This is a genomic window from Roseovarius sp. BRH_c41, assembly GCF_000961715.1.
Taxonomy (GTDB): domain Bacteria; phylum Pseudomonadota; class Alphaproteobacteria; order Rhodobacterales; family Rhodobacteraceae; genus Roseovarius.
In genome coordinates, this window is record NZ_LADY01000071.1 from 1 (window position 1) to 19,041 (window position 19,041).

Annotated in this window: 19 protein-coding genes; 9 read left to right on the top strand and 10 right to left on the bottom strand. The window is 58.9% G+C overall.

Annotated features, from left to right (window positions below):
* The 6 genes from VR71_RS23800 to VR71_RS23825 form a co-directional block, all read left to right on the top strand.
* On the top strand, positions 1-990 hold a 990-nt coding region (locus VR71_RS23800; protein ID WP_045686785.1), incomplete at its 5' end, for a hypothetical protein.
* Positions 991-1,132: 142 nt separating this feature from the next.
* Positions 1,133-2,092 (top strand): HEXXH motif-containing putative peptide modification protein, encoded by a 960-nt coding sequence (locus VR71_RS23805; RefSeq protein WP_296430842.1) that lies wholly within the window; start codon positions 1,133-1,135, stop codon positions 2,090-2,092.
* Complete coding sequence (locus tag VR71_RS23810) at positions 2,085-3,299, top strand: SagB family peptide dehydrogenase (RefSeq protein WP_045686787.1); 1,215 nt, start codon at positions 2,085-2,087, stop codon at positions 3,297-3,299. Before VR71_RS23805 ends, VR71_RS23810 begins: the two co-directional genes overlap by 8 nt.
* On the top strand, positions 3,296-3,985 hold the full coding sequence (locus tag VR71_RS25470; protein WP_296430843.1) for a cupin domain-containing protein: 690 nt from the start codon (positions 3,296-3,298) through the stop codon (positions 3,983-3,985). The genes VR71_RS23810 and VR71_RS25470 overlap by 4 nt, the downstream gene beginning before the upstream one ends.
* Entirely contained in the window at positions 3,979-4,878 is a 900-nt protein-coding gene (locus VR71_RS23820) for a serine protease (protein ID WP_296430846.1), read from the top strand. Before VR71_RS25470 ends, VR71_RS23820 begins: the two co-directional genes overlap by 7 nt.
* Positions 4,878-5,564, top strand: a complete 687-nt coding sequence (locus VR71_RS23825) for a class I SAM-dependent methyltransferase (RefSeq protein WP_296430849.1) — start codon at positions 4,878-4,880, stop codon at positions 5,562-5,564. The genes VR71_RS23820 and VR71_RS23825 overlap by 1 nt, the downstream gene beginning before the upstream one ends.
* A 63-nt stretch (positions 5,565-5,627) precedes the next feature.
* Here the strand turns inward: VR71_RS23825 and bla are convergent, their stop codons facing one another.
* Complete coding sequence (gene bla / locus VR71_RS23830) at positions 5,628-6,512, bottom strand: class A beta-lactamase (RefSeq protein WP_296430851.1); 885 nt, start codon at positions 6,510-6,512, stop codon at positions 5,628-5,630.
* A gap of 191 nt (positions 6,513-6,703) precedes the next feature.
* Here bla and VR71_RS23835 point away from each other — a divergent pair, with 191 nt between their 5' ends.
* Positions 6,704-7,618 (top strand): LysR family transcriptional regulator, encoded by a 915-nt coding sequence (locus VR71_RS23835; RefSeq protein ID WP_045686877.1) that lies wholly within the window; start codon positions 6,704-6,706, stop codon positions 7,616-7,618.
* Between the two features lie 72 nt (positions 7,619-7,690).
* On the opposite strand, the gene VR71_RS23840 is transcribed toward VR71_RS23835, so the two are convergent.
* The 6 genes from VR71_RS23840 to VR71_RS23865 are packed head-to-tail and all read right to left on the bottom strand — an operon-like array spanning position 7,691 to position 14,614.
* Positions 7,691-9,322 (bottom strand): AMP-binding protein, encoded by a 1,632-nt coding sequence (locus tag VR71_RS23840; RefSeq protein WP_045686789.1) that lies wholly within the window; start codon positions 9,320-9,322, stop codon positions 7,691-7,693.
* Positions 9,322-10,104 (bottom strand): enoyl-CoA hydratase/isomerase family protein, encoded by a 783-nt coding sequence (locus tag VR71_RS23845; RefSeq protein WP_367118667.1) that lies wholly within the window; start codon positions 10,102-10,104, stop codon positions 9,322-9,324. The genes VR71_RS23840 and VR71_RS23845 overlap by 1 nt, the downstream gene beginning before the upstream one ends.
* Complete coding sequence (locus VR71_RS23850) at positions 10,082-11,773, bottom strand: methylmalonyl-CoA mutase family protein (protein WP_045686791.1); 1,692 nt, start codon at positions 11,771-11,773, stop codon at positions 10,082-10,084. Before VR71_RS23850 ends, VR71_RS23845 begins: the two co-directional genes overlap by 23 nt.
* On the bottom strand, positions 11,770-12,771 hold the full coding sequence (gene meaB, locus VR71_RS23855) for a methylmalonyl Co-A mutase-associated GTPase MeaB (RefSeq protein ID WP_045686792.1): 1,002 nt from the start codon (positions 12,769-12,771) through the stop codon (positions 11,770-11,772). The genes VR71_RS23850 and meaB overlap by 4 nt, the downstream gene beginning before the upstream one ends.
* Positions 12,768-13,220 carry a cobalamin B12-binding domain-containing protein gene (locus VR71_RS23860; RefSeq protein ID WP_045686793.1) on the bottom strand — a complete coding sequence of 151 codons (453 nt, stop codon included), beginning with the start codon at positions 13,218-13,220 and terminating at the stop codon, positions 12,768-12,770. The genes meaB and VR71_RS23860 overlap by 4 nt, the downstream gene beginning before the upstream one ends.
* Positions 13,217-14,614 carry an aspartate aminotransferase family protein gene (locus VR71_RS23865; RefSeq protein ID WP_045686794.1) on the bottom strand — a complete coding sequence of 466 codons (1,398 nt, stop codon included), beginning with the start codon at positions 14,612-14,614 and terminating at the stop codon, positions 13,217-13,219. Before VR71_RS23865 ends, VR71_RS23860 begins: the two co-directional genes overlap by 4 nt.
* 57 nt (positions 14,615-14,671) lie before the next feature.
* Here VR71_RS23865 and VR71_RS23870 point away from each other — a divergent pair, with 57 nt between their 5' ends.
* Positions 14,672-15,583, top strand: a complete 912-nt coding sequence (locus VR71_RS23870) for a LysR family transcriptional regulator (RefSeq protein ID WP_296430852.1) — start codon at positions 14,672-14,674, stop codon at positions 15,581-15,583.
* Between the two features lie 31 nt (positions 15,584-15,614).
* Here VR71_RS23870 and VR71_RS25475 read toward each other — a convergent pair whose 3' ends face one another.
* Genes VR71_RS25475 through VR71_RS23880 form a run of 3 tightly spaced genes read right to left on the bottom strand, consistent with a single transcriptional unit; the run spans position 15,615 to position 17,494 of the window.
* Positions 15,615-15,788 (bottom strand): hypothetical protein, encoded by a 174-nt coding sequence (locus VR71_RS25475; protein ID WP_157046581.1) that lies wholly within the window; start codon positions 15,786-15,788, stop codon positions 15,615-15,617.
* Between the two features lie 15 nt (positions 15,789-15,803).
* Positions 15,804-16,973, bottom strand: a complete 1,170-nt coding sequence (locus VR71_RS23875) for an MFS transporter (protein WP_045686796.1) — start codon at positions 16,971-16,973, stop codon at positions 15,804-15,806.
* Positions 16,970-17,494, bottom strand: a complete 525-nt coding sequence (locus VR71_RS23880) for a helix-turn-helix domain-containing protein (protein ID WP_045686797.1) — start codon at positions 17,492-17,494, stop codon at positions 16,970-16,972. The genes VR71_RS23875 and VR71_RS23880 overlap by 4 nt, the downstream gene beginning before the upstream one ends.
* A gap of 196 nt (positions 17,495-17,690) precedes the next feature.
* Here VR71_RS23880 and VR71_RS23885 point away from each other — a divergent pair, with 196 nt between their 5' ends.
* Positions 17,691-18,314 (top strand): TetR/AcrR family transcriptional regulator, encoded by a 624-nt coding sequence (locus tag VR71_RS23885; protein ID WP_296430853.1) that lies wholly within the window; start codon positions 17,691-17,693, stop codon positions 18,312-18,314.
* Positions 18,315-19,041 lie beyond the last annotated feature (727 nt).

The window sequence follows — 19,041 nt, forward strand, 5'->3', positions numbered from 1 at the left end:
GGCGGTGCCAAGCTGGGCAGTCTCGCGAACCTCGCGGCCTTGCTTGATCAGCAACAACAGCAGACCGGGTCGCGTGGGCTGGACGCGTTGGCAGCGATCCTTGACCAGCAACAGCAGCAGGGCGGTGCCAAGCTGGGCAGTCTCGCGAACCTCGCGGCCTTGCTTGATCAGCAACAACAGCAGACCGGGTCGCGTGGGCTGGACGCGTTGGCAGCGATCCTTGACCAGCAACAGCAGCAGGGCGGTGCCAAGCTGGGCAGTCTCGCGGGTCTTGCGGCCTTGCTCGATCAGCAACAGCAGCAGACTGGGTCGCGTGGGTTGGACCAGTTGGCAGCGATCCTTGATCAGCAACAGCAGCAGGGCGGTGCCAAGCTGGGCAGTCTCGCGAACCTCGCGGCCTTGCTTGATCAGCAACAGCAACAGGGCGGCGGCAAGTTTATGGAAAACTTGGCGGCGCTGCTGGATCAGCAACAGCAGCAGGGCGGTGCCAAGCTGGGAAATCTCGCGAATCTTGCGGCCTTGCTCGATCAGCAACAGCAGCAGACCGGGTCGCGTGGGTTGGACCAGTTGGCGGCGATCCTTGATCAGCAACAGCAGCAGGGCGGTGCCAAGCTGGGCAATCTCGCGAATCTAGCGGCCTTGCTCGATCAGCAACAGCAGCAGACCGGGTCGCGTGGGTTGGACCAGTTGGCGGCGATCCTTGATCAGCAACAGCAGCAGGGCGGTGCCAAGCTGGGCAATCTCGCGAATCTAGCGGCCTTGCTCGATCAGCAACAGCAGCAGACCGGGTCGCGTGGGTTGGACCAGTTGGCGGCGATCCTTGATCAGCAACAGCAGCAGGGCGGTGCCAAGCTGGGCAATCTCGCGAATCTAGCGGCCTTGCTCGATCAGCAACAGCAGCAGACCGGATCACGCGGGTTGGATCAGTTGGCGGCGATCCTTGACCAGCAACAGCAACAGGGCGGCGGAAGGCTGTTTGGAGGACGCTGAGATGGAGGTGCAAACGCAAGTGACGTCCTGGCCGGCGTCCTTTCATCCCGATTCAGATGCGACCAGCGTTCAGGCCATGCGCGAAGCCTTTATAACTTCGCGGCGCACTCAGGGCAGCAAAAGCCTAAAAGTGTCGGCGACGGTGGCACCTGACGCAACCCGCGAAGCGGTGCAGAACGGGATTCTAGATCTTTTGTCCGGCCACGGCGACGGAGAGGACGGTCTCTATGTCGATCCTGTCTTTACCGCTTGGATGAATTTTCTTGGGCGTGCCTTTGCGCGGGGCGACGAAAAGGAAATCATGTTCCACTGCGAGAATGTCGCGCAGGTGATGGCAAGAGTGAAGGGACGACTTGCCGGGGAGGACAGGCATTATATCCCCGGAACCCGGATTGCCCTGTTACAGGACGATTTTGATCCCTACATCATGGCCGCAACGCCGCCGTCCTATGACTTTGAGCCGCTCTTGACGTCCGAGAAAGGTCTGAATGGCTACGGACATCCGCTTGCCCTTCAGAAAGAGCTTTTGGGTCTCGCGTTCGAGAATATCGCCAAGGCGTGGCCAGAGCTGCGGACGCAGATCGAGGATGTGGTCCAGATTGTCGGCTACCTTCCTAACGCGACGTTCCGAAGTTGTTCGGCGGCGCGGTATGCAGGCGTGGTTTACTTGGGGAATCTGGATGAGAGGATCCTCGACATCGAAGAATCCATCGTTCACGAGGCCGGTCATCAAGTATTGTATCGCTTGGGTGAATTGGTCCCCTTGGTGCAGGAAGACGCGCCCAAGACGGATGATTACACGCTGCCGTGGTCGGGATCGAAACGTGATCTTTTCGGGTTTTTGCACGCCTTCTATATCTACACGCTTTTGACCAAGTATTTTTGGCGTCGCGCCGCGATCAACGAGTCTGAGCACAAAGACTGCGTGTTCCGCGCCGCGGTGATCCTTGTCGGGTCCGAAAAGGCAATCCCGATGCTTCTGAAGGATGACAATCTTAGCCCTCAGGGGCGGACCTTGGTCGAAGCGCTGGCCAAAGACATGGAGGTGCTGCGCCCTGACATAGACTCCGCTTGGTCGAAGATCGCGAAAAGCCATGGGTGAGTCGGAGAAAGATGACGCCGAGGATCCCGGCGCAGCCGTGCCGCCTGCCGATCTGGTGCTGCGGTTTTCGGAGGCAGCGATTGTCGGTATGGATGACGAGCGCATTCTGATCGGCAATCGCGACACCGGCGGCTATCGGTTCTGGGCGCGGGCGGAGGAAGAGTGGCTGGGTCGATACATGTCGTGGCGATCCTTGCGCGATATTCTGGCCGAAGCGGTGCATCGTGTTGCGGCTGGCGATGAGATCGCCCCGGCGGTCAATGCGGAGCTTGATCGTCTCGTCGGGCTCATGACGCTGGGTGTGCTTGAAGACCGCGCGGCCGATCTCAGCGGAGCGCGGCTTGACCCGCCGGGTCCGGCTTGGGAGCCTGCGTTGCGGTTTCTGCTTGCGACGCGGACGACGGCGGATACGATCTTTGCCATTCCCGAGGAATACAACCAGATGCTCGCCGAGCGGGCGCGTCTGGAACGTCAGCCCTCTGCCTATTACGAGCGCCCCGGCGTACCGGTTTTGCAGCTCTCCGAACCCGGGGCAAACGACAGCCGCAAGGGTCGTAGCAAGTCCTTCAAGGATGTGCTGCTGTCCCGTCGCACCACGCGACGCTTCTCTGACGAGCCGATGACAGAGGCGCAGCTTTCAACGCTGTTGTATTATGGCTGGGGCGAGACCAAGACCGTGCCCAATCCTTTGGGAGATGTGTTTTTGCGCAAAACCTCACCCAGTGGTGGATCGCTTCACCCGGTAGAGGTCTATCCGGTGGTCCTGAATGTCGAGGGGGTTCCGCGCGGTCTGTATCACTATTCCGTCCGTCGGCACGCGCTGGAAGAGCTATCGCGCGAAGATCCGCGCGATTGGGTTGCGCATGCGACGGGTGACCAGCAATGGGTGGCCGAGGCGGGTGTGGTTTTTCTGATAACTGCCTTTCTCCCGCGCACGGCGTGGAAATATAACTATCCGAGAGTGGCAAGAGCGGTCATTTCCGAGGTCGGGTTCAGCAGTCAAAGCGCCTTTCTGACTGCAACCTGGCAGGGACTCGGGGCCTTTCATACGATTGCGCTGCGCGACCAGATTTGGGAGGAGAAGCTTGGACTCGATCCGATCAGGGAACCGGTATTCGGCCTGACCGGAGCCGGTACGCTGGAGGAGGATATTGATGATCACTCTCGCCCCAGACAAGAGGTGGCACCTGGGGTGGACGTATCATGACTGGGGGGGCGCACGAGGCTCTGGAAGAGACGGCCTGTGTCGCATTTGGCAGTGGCCCAAGCGCTCTTTGCGCTGAAACCGAGGTGGCCATCATAGAGGCGCTGGGCAAATGCAGTTGCAAGCTGCTCTACCGCGATACGTCGGGCCACCACAAGGAAGTGTCACTTGGTGATGGCCTTCGCAAGGCGGATCGACGCGGCACTTATTGCGCCATGCATCTTGAACGCCAATCACCGGCGCTGCGCGGCTGTCTGACCCCGGTCGCTGTTGAGAGTGACGCGATTGATCGCATCAATCTCTACATCTCGCCACCTGAGTCCGGAGCGCCAATGCATTTCGACACCCGCTGGAGTGTCGTGGTTCAGTTGGCGGGAAGCAAACTTTGGCAAGTGGGGCCGGGGCCAGCGGTGGCGGAGCCGCTCTGCAATGTCGTGGCGGACGAGCAAGCCGGCGAAGCATTTCATCTTGGTCAACGGATCGCCCTGCCTGAACAGATGAGTTTCGTTAATCTTCAACCCGGCGATTGGTTGATGCTGCCTTGGGGCACCTGGCACGGCACGTATTCCCATGGCGGGTCGGTTTCGGCGACGCTTGCCTTTGCAGAGGGCACCCGACCGCGTTTCAACGCTGATTTCTGGGCAAATGGCACGACACGTCTGCCAGAAGGGCTGCGTCTCTTATGTTGAAGGAACTTCAGCAAACCGCCTGTGCGGGTCGGTTTCAACAGCGCGCAGCCGTGCGGCAACAACGCTTGGGCTCTTTAACCGACTTGCTCTCGGGTAAGAGTGTAGACCCCAACTCGATTGAGCCGATGGCACGGCAGCAGGAACGTGCCCGGCTCTTGGTAGAGGCCCGTCCTGCGCTGTCTGCGTCCGATTTGCAGGACGGGCGACGCATCCTTGAGGCGGTGGTGGGTCGTGATGACCGAGTGCCGCGCAGCTTTTTGGTGGATGGCGCGCGCACCGCCGATGCAGTTTGCCGTGTCGCAACGCTGACAGACTCGGGACAGCCATCCCTGGGCAGCGGGTTTGCGGTAGCGCCGGGGTTGATCCTGACCAACAATCACGTGTTGCCGGACTGGACCGCCGCAGCGCGCGGACAGGTCGAATTCGGGTATTGGTCGAACGAGTCCGCGCGCCAGAATTCCCGCGTTGTTCTGGCATTGGATCCGGGAACATTGTTTCTGACGGATGTGGTGCTCGATTTCACATTGGTTGCCTTTGAACCCAACGCTGCTGAAGCAGCACACCGGGTTTTCGGCTCTATCGACATCTTGCCCGACACAGGCAAGGCTCTGATCGGCGAAGCCCTGAACGTGATCCAGCATGGTGACGGCGAGGCTCAGACCATAAGTCTGCGCGACAATGTCGTGGTCGATGTCTTTGAGGACTGGATTCACTATACCAGCGACACATCCGCGGGTGCCTCTGGGGCCCCTGTGCTGAACGACCAATGGCAGCTTGCGGCCCTGCATCATGCCGCGTTCGAACATACGGCGGCCGATGGCCGTCGGGTTTTGGTCAATGAAGGCGTGCGGATCAGTTCAATTGCCGTCGCGCTTGCGAGGATGTTGCGATGATGTCATATGGGTTCCGATCTGCGGCTCAGGCGCTGAATGGCACATTTGGCACTGAAACCGCCGCGCCGTTGCTCTACGCGCTGGCGCGATTTGTCAGACCGCGTCGGATATTCGAGGTTGGAGCAGGGCTCAGCACGCTTTACCTCTTGCAAGCGCTCGCTGACTCGGCGGCGGATGACCATGAAGATCGCAGTTCTGACCGCAATGTCTACGGCAAGACGTCTTGGTATGATCGCCCCTATGCGCCGCGACTGATGACATTGGATGATCAATCCCACGGTCAAAACAAGGTTGAACGGCTCTTGGGTGTTGTCGATGATCTGGGCCTCGCGCCCTATCTCGACCTGCGTCGCGATGTCTTTGAAGGCTATGCCGCCAAGCTGTCAGACGACATGCTGCCACTGGATCTGGTGTGGTTCGACTGTGGAGGATTGGAGGCCTATGTCGACTTCACGCTCGAGTATTGGCCACTGGTCAATCCGAATGGCGGTCTGATCGCCTATCACTCGACCCTCACAAATGCCGAGCTGCGGGTTTTCACCGAGGTCTTGATCAATCGTCAGCGGGCAAGCGGTGAATTTGAGCTTATCAACCTTTTGGAGCCGCATAAGAAGATGCAGAACAGCATGACTATTCTGCGGCGTCGGTCGGGTCGTCTATCCCCACTCTACACCTGGGAGCCATGAGGCCGCGCTCTGTCGCTGCTTTGGGGCATGCGCCGTCAAGGTCGCCCGTCGCCCGCGTTTCGTTTAGCGGCTTGTGACCACATCCATCACAGCCTTTGACAATGTGATGACAGCGGCGTTGCGTGTTGCGAAATCGGCATCGGTATCCGACAGAAACATGGTGATGACATAGGGGGGCTGATCCGGCGGCGTCACCATCGCAACTATATTTCGGTTATACGCGCCACTGCCTGATTTATCTGCGACCTGCCAGCCTTTTGGGGTGCTGGCCCGGATCAAGGCGCCTGTGACACCGCCCGCACTCATCCATTTGACAAGCTGCGCACGGGATTGAGGCGAAAGAGCATCACCTGCCAGGATGTTTTCCAGCGTTGACGCCATTGCAGCCGGTGTGGTCGTGTCGCGAGGATCACCGGGCGTGAAGGTGTTCAGGTCCGGCTCGCGTCGATCAAGCCTGCTGACCGGGTCACCGATAGCGCGTAGGAATGCCGTAACCTTGTGAGGTCCGCCAAGGCGGTCAATCAGAAGGTTCGTTGCCGTGTTGTCGCTCATATCAAGCGCCGCAAAGCAAAGCTCTCCGAGACTCATGGTTTTGCCGATCTCGCTCTCCGTTATTGGCGCGTATTCGAGGATATCCTGGTCTGTGATTTCTAGCTGCTCATCAAGAGCGAGCGTGCCCTTATCGACCCGGCTCAGAACCGCGCCACAAAGCATGGCTTTGAACGTGCTGGCCATGAGAAACCGCTCGTTTGGTCGATGGCTGACAGACCAGCCCGTTGCGCTGTCGTGGATATGGAGTCCGACGCGTGCGTCAAGGGTTTGCTCAATCTGCGCGATTGTCTGGGCAAGGCGGGATTCGGCGTCTTGTGCGACGGCTGACGACGAAGCGAGAAGGCCACAGGCCAATCCGACCGCCAGAAACGGCATAGAAATACGTGAGAGAAGCATGCGCATATCCTTGGTTGTACCAAACCCTATGTATTTGCCTGACCCTCGGGTGACGGTGTGTACCGAAGACCTTGGGTCTGGCCGCGACGTGATCACCGATATCACCTGATGTCATGGAGAACGCATAACCTTACGATTTACGGACCTCAAACGACAAAGTATAACCCATGTCATTAGCTGGAGTAATGGCAATGGATCGTCCGGATATACCATTGAACGGGCTGCGCACCTTTGAGGTCGCGTTGAGGCAGGGCAGTTTCACACGCGCGGCAATCGAATTGCGGGTCACTCAGGCGGCCGTCAGCCATCAGATCGCGCGGCTAGAAGATCGGCTTGGGGCCAAGCTGTTTCTGCGCACCTCCGGCGGTTTGGTTCCAACCGACGAAGGGCGGGATTTGTATCCGGTTTTGGAGCATGGTTTGGACGCTATCGCGCGTGCGTTGGACCGAATTACCGGGCACCGCCACATTGAGACGCTCAAAGTCGGTGTCGTCACGACCTTTGCTGTTGGATGGCTTTTACCAAGGCTGTCAGAGTTTCGACGTAGCCATCCGACGATTGATCTGCGCATCTCGACCAACAACAACAGGGTTGAGATACTGCGAGAAGGCCTCGATATGGCCATACGTTACGGCGCCGGAACTTGGACAGGACACAATGCCGAACTGGTTTTGGAGGCGCCGCTGACACCGCTCTGTGCGCCATCCGTCGCGGAAACTCTGAGCCACCCGGATTGTTTGAGTCGGCAAGTCCTGCTTCGAAGTTATCGCAGTGACGAGTGGTCGCGATGGTTTTCGGCGGCGGGCGCGTCTTGTCCAGCGCTTACGGGCCCAATCTTTGACTCGTCCATCGCGCTGGCTGACGTTGCATCCGCTGGCGCAGGTGTGGCGCTGTTGCCGGTCGAGATGTTTGCGCGACGACTGGCCGAAGGACATCTGGTTCAGCCATTTGCAACGACGGTATCGGCAGGGCGCTACTTTTTGACTTGGCCGGCCGAACGACCGTCGACGCCAGCCATGATGGATTTTACGAGATGGATCACTCGGGCATCCGCTGAATTACATCCGATTGTTCACGCGCAGATCACAGGGTTGAGGTCGGAGTAGGCGACAGGCGTGGGCTAGGGTGGCGGGGCTTTGTTCCAGTGTCGGTCCGCGGGCTGACCCCGTGCGGTCGCATCAGCGTTCTGACGTATCGAAGGTCTGCATCCCGACACCGCGCTGTTTCAATGCTGCCCGAGAGGTTTTCTCGGTCGGCGTTCTTGGGAGGGGATCGTCGGTGATCTCGATGTATCGCGGCACCAAGTGACGTGGCGCATTATCGAGAAAATAGTCGCGCAGGATTTCTGGTTTGAGACCCGAACCGGGACGCCGCAACGCGACCACCATGATATCTTCTTCGGTCAGGTCCGACGGCACGCCGAATGCAGCACTTTCGACGATATCTGGGTGGCCCTCGGCGATGCTCTCGACTTCATAGGCCGATACATTCTCACCTCTGCGCCGGATCGCCTCGTTGAGGCGGTGTTTGAAATAAAGCCAGCCCTCTGCGTCGAGATAACCCGCATCTCCCGAGTGATACCATAGGTTTTGGAGCGTTTGGATCGTCTTTGCCTCAAAGCCGTCATAGCCGGAGAAAATGCACCAACTTTTCCTGGGGCGTGCGACGATCTCACCAATCTCACCTGCAAGAACGGGTCGATCATGTTCGTCAACCACTGCGACCTCCCAATCGGGGTGCGCGCGCCCACAGGAATTCTCACGGGCCTCATCAACGCTGTCCAGTGTGACAAAGCTGGTTTCCGTTTGCCCGTAGCCAGTGACAACTTTCAGGCCAAAGCGGCTCTCAAAGGCTGGCTTGTCTGGCACGAGGGGGATGCACTGGCAAACACGCAGAGGGTTTTCGGTCTCATTCGCGGCGGGCGGTGCTCGCATCAAGATTACGGCCATGGCACCCAGCATGTTGGATGCGGTCGCGCCACTGGCCCGCACTTGATCCCAGAACCGGGAGGCGCTGAACCGATCAACGATCGTGGACTTTGTTCCAAACACGAGCGGCATGTAGACGCCGAACATCTGCGCGTCAGTGTGAAACAGGGGCAGTGCGGAAAAATAGCTGTCGGACGACGTATAGCCAAGATTGCGGGCCATCGCCTCGGTCCAAGCAAAACATTGATGATGCGACATCACCACGCCCTTGGCCGGACCCGTTGTCCCGGAGGTGTACAAGATCGCCATTGGATCAGAATACCGCACATCCGGACGATCAAAGGCAGTTTGTGACGACAGGCACGCGTCATAGGGAATGATCCGGTCGATGCGCACTCCGGCCGCACGCGCTGACTCTGGCGTTGCGTCAACCAGAATGAGGGTGCGGATCAGAGGAAGATGCTGTTGTACGGCGGCAATCTCGTTGAGGGTCGCGCCATCCGCAACCAACACTTCGGCACGGCTGCTTTGCAAGTTGTGGATCAGGAGATCGCCGCGCAGCCCCGGATTGCTGGGCACCTCAATCGCGCCGAGCTTGGACGCCGCAAACCATAGCGCGACAAATTCGAGGCAATTGGGAAGCAACAGAGCGATGCGATCCGAGTGTTTGACGCCGAGCTGCCGAAGGCCGTTGGCAAGCTGGTCGGTGATCCGGTCCATTTCGGCGAATGTAACCGGGCGCCCGCAGATTTCGAGGAATGGCATATCGCCCAATTGTTCCGCCTGTCGACGGAGAATGAGCGGCAAGACGCGATCCAGCATGGATACCATCGCTGACGCCGGGTCACAGGTCACGCCCTGAACCGAAGTGTCGACGCTCATCAGAATTCCCTCACCAAGGCCTGCGACGCGGGTGACAGAAAGCCGCGAACCGTCGCCTCGGTTTCGATCTCCATTGCGTCCTTGAGTGTCGAGTGAAACCCTTGATTGATCGCGCGCTTGATGTCCGCGACTGCGACTGCGGGTTTTTCGATGATCGCTGATGCCAGTTGGCGTGCTTCGTTCAAAAGGGAGTCTTCGGGGACCAGCTTCCATGCGATGCCAAGATCGAGTGCCATCTGAGCATCCTGACGCGCGCCGAGTATCATCAGTTCCTTGGTTTTTTGCGGGCCGATCTGTTTGGTCAGCAGTGCCGTAACGCCCCCAGTGACGAAAAGCCCATAAGACACTTCTGGAAAGAACCACCGGGTGGTTGCAGCAAACAGCCGGAAATCGCAATTGATCACCCATTCGAGTGCGCCGCCCACGCACCAGCCATGGACGGCAGCGATAACGATCTTGTCGGAATCCATGATCTGCAAGGTGACGCGTTGGATGGTCTCAACCCAGGCCGCCGTGGTGGCGTCCGAGGCGGTCTGCGCATCAAGATCCTTAAGATCATCGCCCGAGCAAAACGCGCGGCCCTCTCCATGCAGGATGATGACCCTGACAGACGGGTCGGTATTGGCAGAGTCGAGCGCGCGAACAAGCCCATCGACCAGTGGCCCGTTCATTGCATTCAATCTTTCGGGACGATTCAGCCTGATCCAGCGTATGGGGCCATCACTGTGTGTCAGGACGGGTTCAGGCATCGCGGACTCCTCAGACAATATTGGGTTCATCATAAGCCCCCCAAACCTCGCGCAAGGCGCTGCAGATTTCGCCCAGCGTGGCGCGTGCTTTGACCAGTTCGATCGTTTTGGGCAACAGGTTGGTTTGCTCTGTCCGGGCCTGTTGTTTAAGGTCGCTCAGAAGGTCATTAACCAAGCTGTTGTCTCGGTTTTCGCGAAGCTCCTTCAGACGGCTGACCTGAAGGGTGGTGCAATTCTCGTCGTAGGGATGAATTTCAACCGCTGCTGGCGCGCTATTTGCATCCACATGCCGGTTCACCCCAACCGAAATTTTCTCGCCTCGATCAATGAGCTTGAATGTCTGATAGGCAGAATCCGCAAGTTTCTGTTGGAACCAGCCGTCTTCGACCAGCTTTACAGCCCCACCAAGACGATCCACCTCGTCCAGAACCTTCCAGATTTCCCGCTCCATCTCGCTTGTCAGGCTTTCAACGAAGTAAGAGCCGCCAAGGGGATCAACGACGGATGTTACGTTGATCTCGTCGCGAATGATCTGCTGTGTCCTGATTGCGAGCTTCATCGCCTCTTCGGTGGGAATGGCGAAGGCCTCGTCAAGGCCGTTGGTATGCATGCTTTGACAGCCGCCCAGCACAGCGCCAAGCGCCTGAAACGCTGTTCGCATCAGGTTGTTCTTGTGTTCCATCTTGGTCAGGCTCATCGCTGCGGTCTGGACATGGACACGCAAGCGCATGGATTCTGCTTTTTTCGCGCTGAACCTTTCGGCCATGATCTTGGCGTAGACCCGCCGGGCCGCGCGGAATTTGCAGATCTGCTCAAAGAAATCCTGATGACTGATGAAGAAGAACGACAGGCGTGGGGCAAAGTCGTCAATGTCCATGCCCGCGGCGATCACCTCTTCACAATAGGCGATGGTAAAGGCCATGGTGAACGCGATTTCCTGAATGGCATTCCCGCCGACGTCCGAAAGGTGATAGCCGCTGAGGCTTATTGGGTTGATTTTCGGGGTTGTTTTCGTGCTGTAGATGATCAGGTCACGCAACAGGCGAACCGCTGGCCGCACTGGATAGATCCATTCTTTCTGCGCAACATATTCTTTGAGCGGATCGGCCTGGAGCGTTCCGGTGAGTTTGGTGAGATCATTGCCGCGGCGTTCAGCACTGGCGACAAACATCGCATAGATGACCCAGGCAGAGGGATTGATCGTCAGCGAGACCGATATTTTTTCAAGGTCGATCCCGTCGAACAGCCGGTCAACATCATCAATCGAGTCGATTGAAACCCCAACGCGGCCAACTTCGCCAAAGGCCATCGGATCATCGGAGTCGAGACCGAGCAAGGTTGGAAGATCAAAGTCCGTGGACAGGCCAGTCTGCCCGGTTTCGATCATGTACTTGTAGCGTTGGTTGGTCGACTCGGGGTTGCCAAATCCTGCGACCTGCCGAATTGTCCAGGGACGGCCACGGTACATCGTTGGGTAAGGCCCGCGCGTAAAGGGAAACTTGCCGGGAAAGCCGATGTCCTCGAGTGGAATATCGGCCACATCCGCTGCCGTGTAGATGCGTTTGAGGGGGATGCCACATTCGGTGCGGTAGTCGGTCTTGTCCTCGGGGCGGATGTTCAGCGTCGCGGCGAGTTCATCCTGCTCCCATTCCGCAAGACTTGCCCGCAGCTTTTCGGTTGTCTCTGGGGAATAGTCGGTCATGGTTTGGCTTCCATCCTGTTCAATCCCAAAAGCGCGAGAGCTGCCGTCATCGGATCCGAGCTACGGTCGGCCACAGCCTGCAAGTGCGCGGCGAGGTTTGTGGTATTTTCGTCGAACTCTCGGCGGAGGAGATGGTTGAGGGTCGCGAGAACCCGCGTTCGGCTAATGGATCTTTGACGCAGGGCGAGTTCGCCGCTGGCCACAAGGTGGGCGTGGTGGCTGTCGAGGCATTGCTTCAGGTCAAGGATACCATCCCCCGTTGCGACGCTGAGCGTCAGGATCGGAGTCTCCCATTCTGATGGTCTGCCCAAAGGCGTCAGAGACATCATGCCCCTGAGCGCTGAGGCGGTGGCCGCTGCGTCGGGTTTGTCGCCTTTGGAGACAACATGGATGTCAGCAATCTCTGTCACGCCGGCCTTGATGGCCTGTATGTCGTCTCCGAGGCCGGGTGGCGACAGCACCACCACCGTATGAGCGGCGGTGACCACTTCGACCTCATCTTGGCCCACACCGACAGTTTCGATGAAAATGGGCGAGTATCCCGCTGCATCCAGCACATCAACGGCTTGGAGTGTGGCCCGTGCGAGACCGCCCAAATGGCCGCGTGTGGCCATGCTCCGAACAAAGGCCTGCTGCGCCTCGGCGCTGTCACCCATGCGGATTCTGTCGCCGAGGATGGCACCGCCGGAATAGGGGCTGCTCGGGTCTACGGCGACCACCGCAACCTTGTGACTGTCGCCCGAATAGGCGCGGATCAGCGCCGAGATCAGCGAGGATTTTCCGCCGCCCGGCACGCCTGTGACGCCGATCACATGCGCCCGCCCGGCATGGCGATAGAGTGCGGCCAAGGCATCAGACGCCTCGTCATAGCCAGCTTCGGCGCGCGAAATCATCCGGGCGATATCGGGTCTGGAGCCCGCCAGCACTTTGGGCACGAGGTCAGCCGAGGGGCGGTAAATGCCCCGCTTGGGTGTGGCGTTGCGCGTGACCAAAGTCATATGCGACCGCGCGCGTCTACGAGGTCTCGGATCGCAGATACAATCATATCAGACCGCGCCTCTTGCGGCACGATGACATCCACGCCGCTGTTCATCAGCGCGTCATAATCCTGTTCCGGGATCACGCCACCAGCGACGAGCAGAATATGATCGGCCTGCTGGTCTCGTAGCAGGCTGCCGAGCGCGGCAAAGAGAGGGACATGGGAGCCGGACAGAAGGCTGACCCCGATCACGTCTACATCTTCCTGAATCGCGGCTTCCAGAATTTGCGCGGGAGTTTTGTAGAGGCCGGAATAGATGACCTCCATTCCGGCATCGCGAAGGATGCGTGCAACCACTTTGGCACCTCTATCATGCCCGTCGAGGCCAAGTTTTGCGACAAGAACGCGGATCCTTGGGGTGTTGGACAGGTTTTCTGAGCCGGGCATCCGGTCTCTTTCGACGGTCATGTCTGTGGGTCCTTTGCACAGGCATCACGCGTATGTGCTGTCTCGATCTTGATGCTCTGGCCGCTGGCTTGGTTGGTGGGTGTGATCCCGCGCGTCATGGTGGCCTCTATCGCGTCTGCGATTATACCGAGCCCCTGTTCGAGATCGTCTTCGGAAATCGTGAGAGGGGGGGCGAGGCGGAACACACCGCCCATGCTGGGAAGTTTCACGATGTTCATGCTGAGGCCTCGGCGTAACGCTTCGGCGGCGATGCGCGCGCCTGTCTCATGGTCCGGGATGCGGTTCTGCCGGTCAGACACAATTTCGAGCCCGGCAAGCATGCCGCGACCCCGCACATCGCCGACGCAATCAAACCGCTGTTTCAGCGCATGCAGCCCTGCGAAGAGACGCTTGCCCATAAAGCGCGCACGTTCGACCAAGCGTTCCTGTTCGACCACGTCAATGACGGTCAGGCCAACCGCAGCCGGTAATGGATCCGAAACATGGGTGGTGTAGAACAGAAAGCCCTTTTCATGCGCCTTGTCTTCTATTTCGGCCGTGGTCATCACTGCGGCAAGGGGAAGACCCGCGCCAATTGTCTTGGAAAGTGTCAGAATATCAGGTGTTATTCCGTCGCGCTGATAGGCAAACATGTCGCCTGTGCGACCCAGCCCAGTTTGGGCCTCGTCAAGGATCAGCAGCATCCCGCGCTCGTGACACTTTTGCTGCAAGGCGCTCAGATAGCCCTCAGGCAATTCCAGCACACCGCCGCTGGATAGAATTGGTTCTGCAATGAAGGCCGCAAGGTTTCCGGTTGATTGCGCATCAATGAGCGCGAATCCATCATCCAACTCGGCTTGCCAATCAAGGAGCCCTTCGGGGGTTTTGAAGCGGGGGCGGTAGCTGTTTGGTGCCGGTATCGCCAAAGAACCGACGGATGATGGTCCATAGCCCTTGCGGCCAGCGCTATAGGTTGCCGATGCCGCAACCCCGGTCATGCCATGCCAGCTTTGCGCGAAGGCGACGATCTCGTGCTTGCCTGTCACCAGCTTGGCCAAGCGGATCGCGGCTTCGTTGGACTCCGCCCCGGTCGACAATAAAAGCACGCGATCCAATCCCGGTGCAATTCCCGCTAACCGACGTGCCAAATCGACAACTGGCCAAGAGAGCATTCCACTAAAAAGGTGAATTGAATCAGCGGCTTGCCGTTGAATTGTGGCGACCACGCTTGGATGGGAATGCCCAAGAAGCGCGCTCATCTGTCCCGACGTGAAATCAAGGATCGCACGCCCGTCAGCGTCATAAACGAAACTGCCCTGTGCCCGCTCGATGATGACGGGATCAAAACTTCCGCCATAGCGGAGGAGGTGGGTTCGAGCGGAGGTCCAGAACTCGTGATTGCTGTTCGCCGACATAGATCATTTCACCTTTCTTGTCCGGAGACCCATCTGCACGGGAAAGACTAGACGCGTGTGGTGAATCCAGTAAAATTGATAATAATCAATTGGGATATTAGGAATTCTGATATGCTGCAAACATTGGACCTGCGCTTGCTTCGCACATTTGTTTGTGCAGCGCGGTCAAGATCGCTGAGTGCGACGGCCATTCAGGTGCTGCGGACACAGTCGGCCGTCACAATGCAAATCCAACGGCTGGAAGAGGTGCTGGAGCAGAAACTGTTTCACCGGTCGGGCAGCGGTATTCATGCGACCGAGGCTGGGGAGCGATTTCTGATCTATGCTGAGCGCATCCTGAAGTCGCATGACGAAGCGATCTCGGAGTTTACCAACAAGGGTCTCTATGGTTCACTCAGTTTTGGGTGCCCGGAGGACTATCTGATCGCCTTCGGCCCGTCTTTGTTGCAAAGTTTCGGGGCCATTCATTCTGCTGTGGACATCACGGTTGTTGCCGCGCCGACAGTTGAGCTGCGCCGACTGGTGCAGCAGCGCCAGATTGATCTGGCTCTGATCTCTACCTCGCATCCGACAGAAGCAGATGAAATCCTGCGGCAGGAAAAGTTGGTTTGGGTTGGAAACAAACCCAAACTTGCCTTGGAAGAGTATGGCGACACCTTACCGTTGGCTCTATCAGCCTCCAATACAATGGATCACAAGGCGGCCTGCGATGCGATGGATCGGGCTGGGATCAACTACAGAATATCCTTTGCAAGTAACAGTTTGGGTGGCTTGATTGCCATTGCAAGATCAGGATTGGCCGTTTGCGTCTTTACGCAGAAGGCGGTTCCGCCGGACCTTTATATCCTTGATCGCTACTTGCCGCGCCTGCCACATATCGGGGTTCTTGTGGACTATTCAGACACAGAACGCTCTGCGGTGGTGAAGACCTTTGGAGAGCATATCCGCAATCTGCTACCCTCTCTGTGACTTGGCTGACGTCAGGACCAGTGGAGGGTTGTCATCGCAGCGCTGCGATACTCATGAGTTGGGTCAGGCGGTCTTTCTCACTCTGGCCCATGCACCCCACGGCCAGCATCGGCGTGGCAATGTTGCGCAACAGACGCGCCTTTTGTGCCTCGTTGAATAGCAGGAACAACGCGCGCGGCGGGCTGTGGATCGTCTGCCATCTCACGGAACCGCCGCAGTTTCAGACCTTTTGACCGTGCGGTCGCGGGCACCTGATTTCAGCGGCGTCCACGGACAAGCGGCGCGCGCGAAACGCGCCGCCGATCAGCGCAAGGGTGGCGAACACCGCCCCCGCCGTGGATGGTCCCAATTGCCCCAAGACCATGCCAAACACAGGCGCGCCCGCAGTCTGTCCGATCGCGATCGTAAGGAAGCCCACCATCAGCCCCGTGGCCGGACGGTCGGGCAGGGCACGCACGCCCCAGATCAGGTAGACCCCCGTCAGCATGACATAGGCACCGCCGAACAATGCACCTGCGGTCAACACCAGGACCGGTGTGGCCTGAACCGTTGCAATGACCAATATGCCGACCGCCATCAATACAAGGAAGATGCCGTGGGTCGTGTTCAGCCCGAACCGGGCAACAAGGCCGCCTGCGCCCGCGCCCGTAATTCCGCCAAGACCCATGCAGACCCAGAGCCCCCCGATCTTTTCAGGCCCCCAGTCCAGATTAATCGACACCAGTTGGCCACCAAAGGACCAAACCGCCGTGCTTGCCGCCCCCATGAGGAAGGACGTGGCGATCAGGCGTCGGATCGACGCGTTAAAGGCCGGCATCCTTTTCGGGAGGGTGGTGACGCGCGACGTGGGCAGGGATCGTGCCACTGAGACGGCGACGATCAGCGCCAGAACGGCGAGAAAAGCGAAGGCGGTTCTCCATTGTCCGGCCATTAGGAAGGCGATTGGACCGGAAAGCGCCACGCCCGCGCTGGTGCCTGCATTGATCGTCGTGTTCACCAGATCCTGCCGAACTGGTGAAACGGCCGCCGCCACAGCGGCCGCCATCGGAGGCGAGGCAAGACCTGTGCTTGCTCCTGCGAAAATCACGGCCGCCGCCAGAAACAGGGGCGTCGGTGCCAACGCGATACCCGCCATGCCGAGGGCGGCAATGAGGGCGGCAGCCGTCGCAACCGCCCGCGCGCCCAACCGTTCTGTCACTACGGCGGAGCCAATGATCGCGACGCAGTAGCTTGCGAAAGCACCGCCCGATATCACCCCGCTCAGTGTGGGACCGAGCCCAAGATCGGCATCCACCTGCGGCAGGAAAAGCCCGAAGGCGAAACGTGCAAAACCGTAGCAGACGGCGATCAGGGCGAAACCAGTCGCGCTGATACGAACGGCGGGGCTCATGTCCGAGCTGCCTTTACCAGCGCCGCTGCAGCAACCCGAGCGGCGTCAACTGCGCCATTGCCCCGATAGATCGCGGCATGCGCCGCGCCCTCGAAGAGGACAATGATCTGCTCTGTCAACAAGGGGTCATCGCGGCCGATATCCATGGCCACGATGTCGCCTATGCGCGCCGCGAATGCGGCCTTGTGCGCCGCGACCGCTGCGGTGATTTCGGGTGTGTCTCCGCCTGTCTCGCCCAAGGCGCGCAAGAACAGACACCCGCGTGCGCCTTCGGTTGCGGTCCAGTCCTTGAGCGCGTCAAAGAGCGCCTCGACGCTCTTTACGTCGGTACGGCACAGAAAACGTTTGTCGCGTTCAGACAGCACCATCGCCATAAGCTGCGCCTTGCTGCCTGCATGTTTGTAAAGCGTCCGGCTGGACATGTCGGCGGCCTTGGTAAGCCGGTCCATTCCGGTTGCCGTGTATCCGTACCGGTCAAAGAGTTTCTCGGCTGCATCGGTCAGCCTGCGCGTCAGTTCCATGACAGTGTCCTTTTCGGTATCAAGCCCGTAAATGTAAAACGATCACTTTACATGTAGGCGGCCGTATGGACGATTGCAACCGGGTTGCGGCATCCGGCGAAGCCTTGTTATTTCATATACGTTGCGTACATTAAGAATGCGCTCAGCGAGATATTGAAAATCAGGGGCTTCCCTCCGAATTACTCAGAGAATGACGATGGCAGCCAGAACACGCGCCGAGATGATGAAGGAAACCCGCGAAAAGCTGATCGCTTCGGGGCGTAAGGCCTTTGCGGAAAAGGGCTTTTCCGGCGCGTCCATGGACGACTTCACCGCTGAGGCCGGTTTGACGCGCGGTGCGCTCTATCACAACTTCGGAGACAAGCGGGGCCTGTTCGCGGCGGTGGTCGACGAAATCGATTCAGCGATGGCCGCGCATGCGCAGGCCGCAGGGGAGCTGGCGGGCGGCGGCTGGGAAGGTCTGCTTGCCGAAGGCCACGCCTATATCGAGATGGCACTCAGGCCCGAAGTTCAGCGGATCGTGCTTTTGGATGGCCCTTCGGTGCTGGGTGACCCGTCGCAATGGCCCAGCCAGAACAGATGCTTGCAGGCGACTGTCGCCACCCTGAGCGACCTTGCGATCCAAGGTGCGATCAAGCCTGTGGACATCGAGGGGTTGGCCCGCCTCTTGAACGGCATGGCGCTCAACGCGGCGCTTTGGGTCGCATCAAGCGATACGCCCGAAGCCACGCTGCAAAAGGCCGTCGCGGCATTTGAGTGTCTTGCGTCAGGGATCGTCGTAAAGCAACAGATAACATCCGCAAGTGTCCGCCTGCCTTAGTGTCTGAAATCGAACGTTTCGAGATCGCGGATTTAAGCCCCGTTGACGTCAGCGAAAGTGGCTAACAAAGGCGGCAGCGCTCTGTAAGAATGGCACGACCATTGCCCGCGACCGCAAGCGCCTTCGCAGAGCGCTTCAAGAAGCTGAGTTGGCCGCTCGGCCGTCGATACCTCTCCCGACGCCAGCACAGGCGGCACTCGCCATTTTCCAGCGGGCACCTCTCGGGAAATCCGCAAGGTGCAGGACGGAGACAGAGGCGTTGCAAGGGGACTAGGCCAGAGGGAGATTTCCCTCAAATCTGACCGCCGACGTTAGGCATCCGGGAGATAATCGGAGGTCGGATAAGTCTGAGAGGCAAAAATATGATGACTCTCCGACAGAAGTCGCAAGCCCAGCACCATCGCAGCAAACGATGCGCCGAAATGGCTTTGAAGCCCTGTTATTGTGAGTCTGCCAAGAGGATCTCACAACTCATTGCCAGGAGCCTGATTACAGTCAGCGATCCGAATTGCAGTGGGCATCACAGCCAGGACTTGCAAAATGCCCGAACCACATAGTGCCTTCATTATCGTATCGACCCGCGCGTCGCGCTTTGCGGACAAATGCGACGAGGACCGCGAGGGCGCACTCTTGAGCCGTTTCATTCAAAAATGAGGGCCACGCGACACTCAGGCCGCGCGGGGTCCTGAGGCTCTGCAAGGCAAGGCCAGCAACAACGGGAGCGACG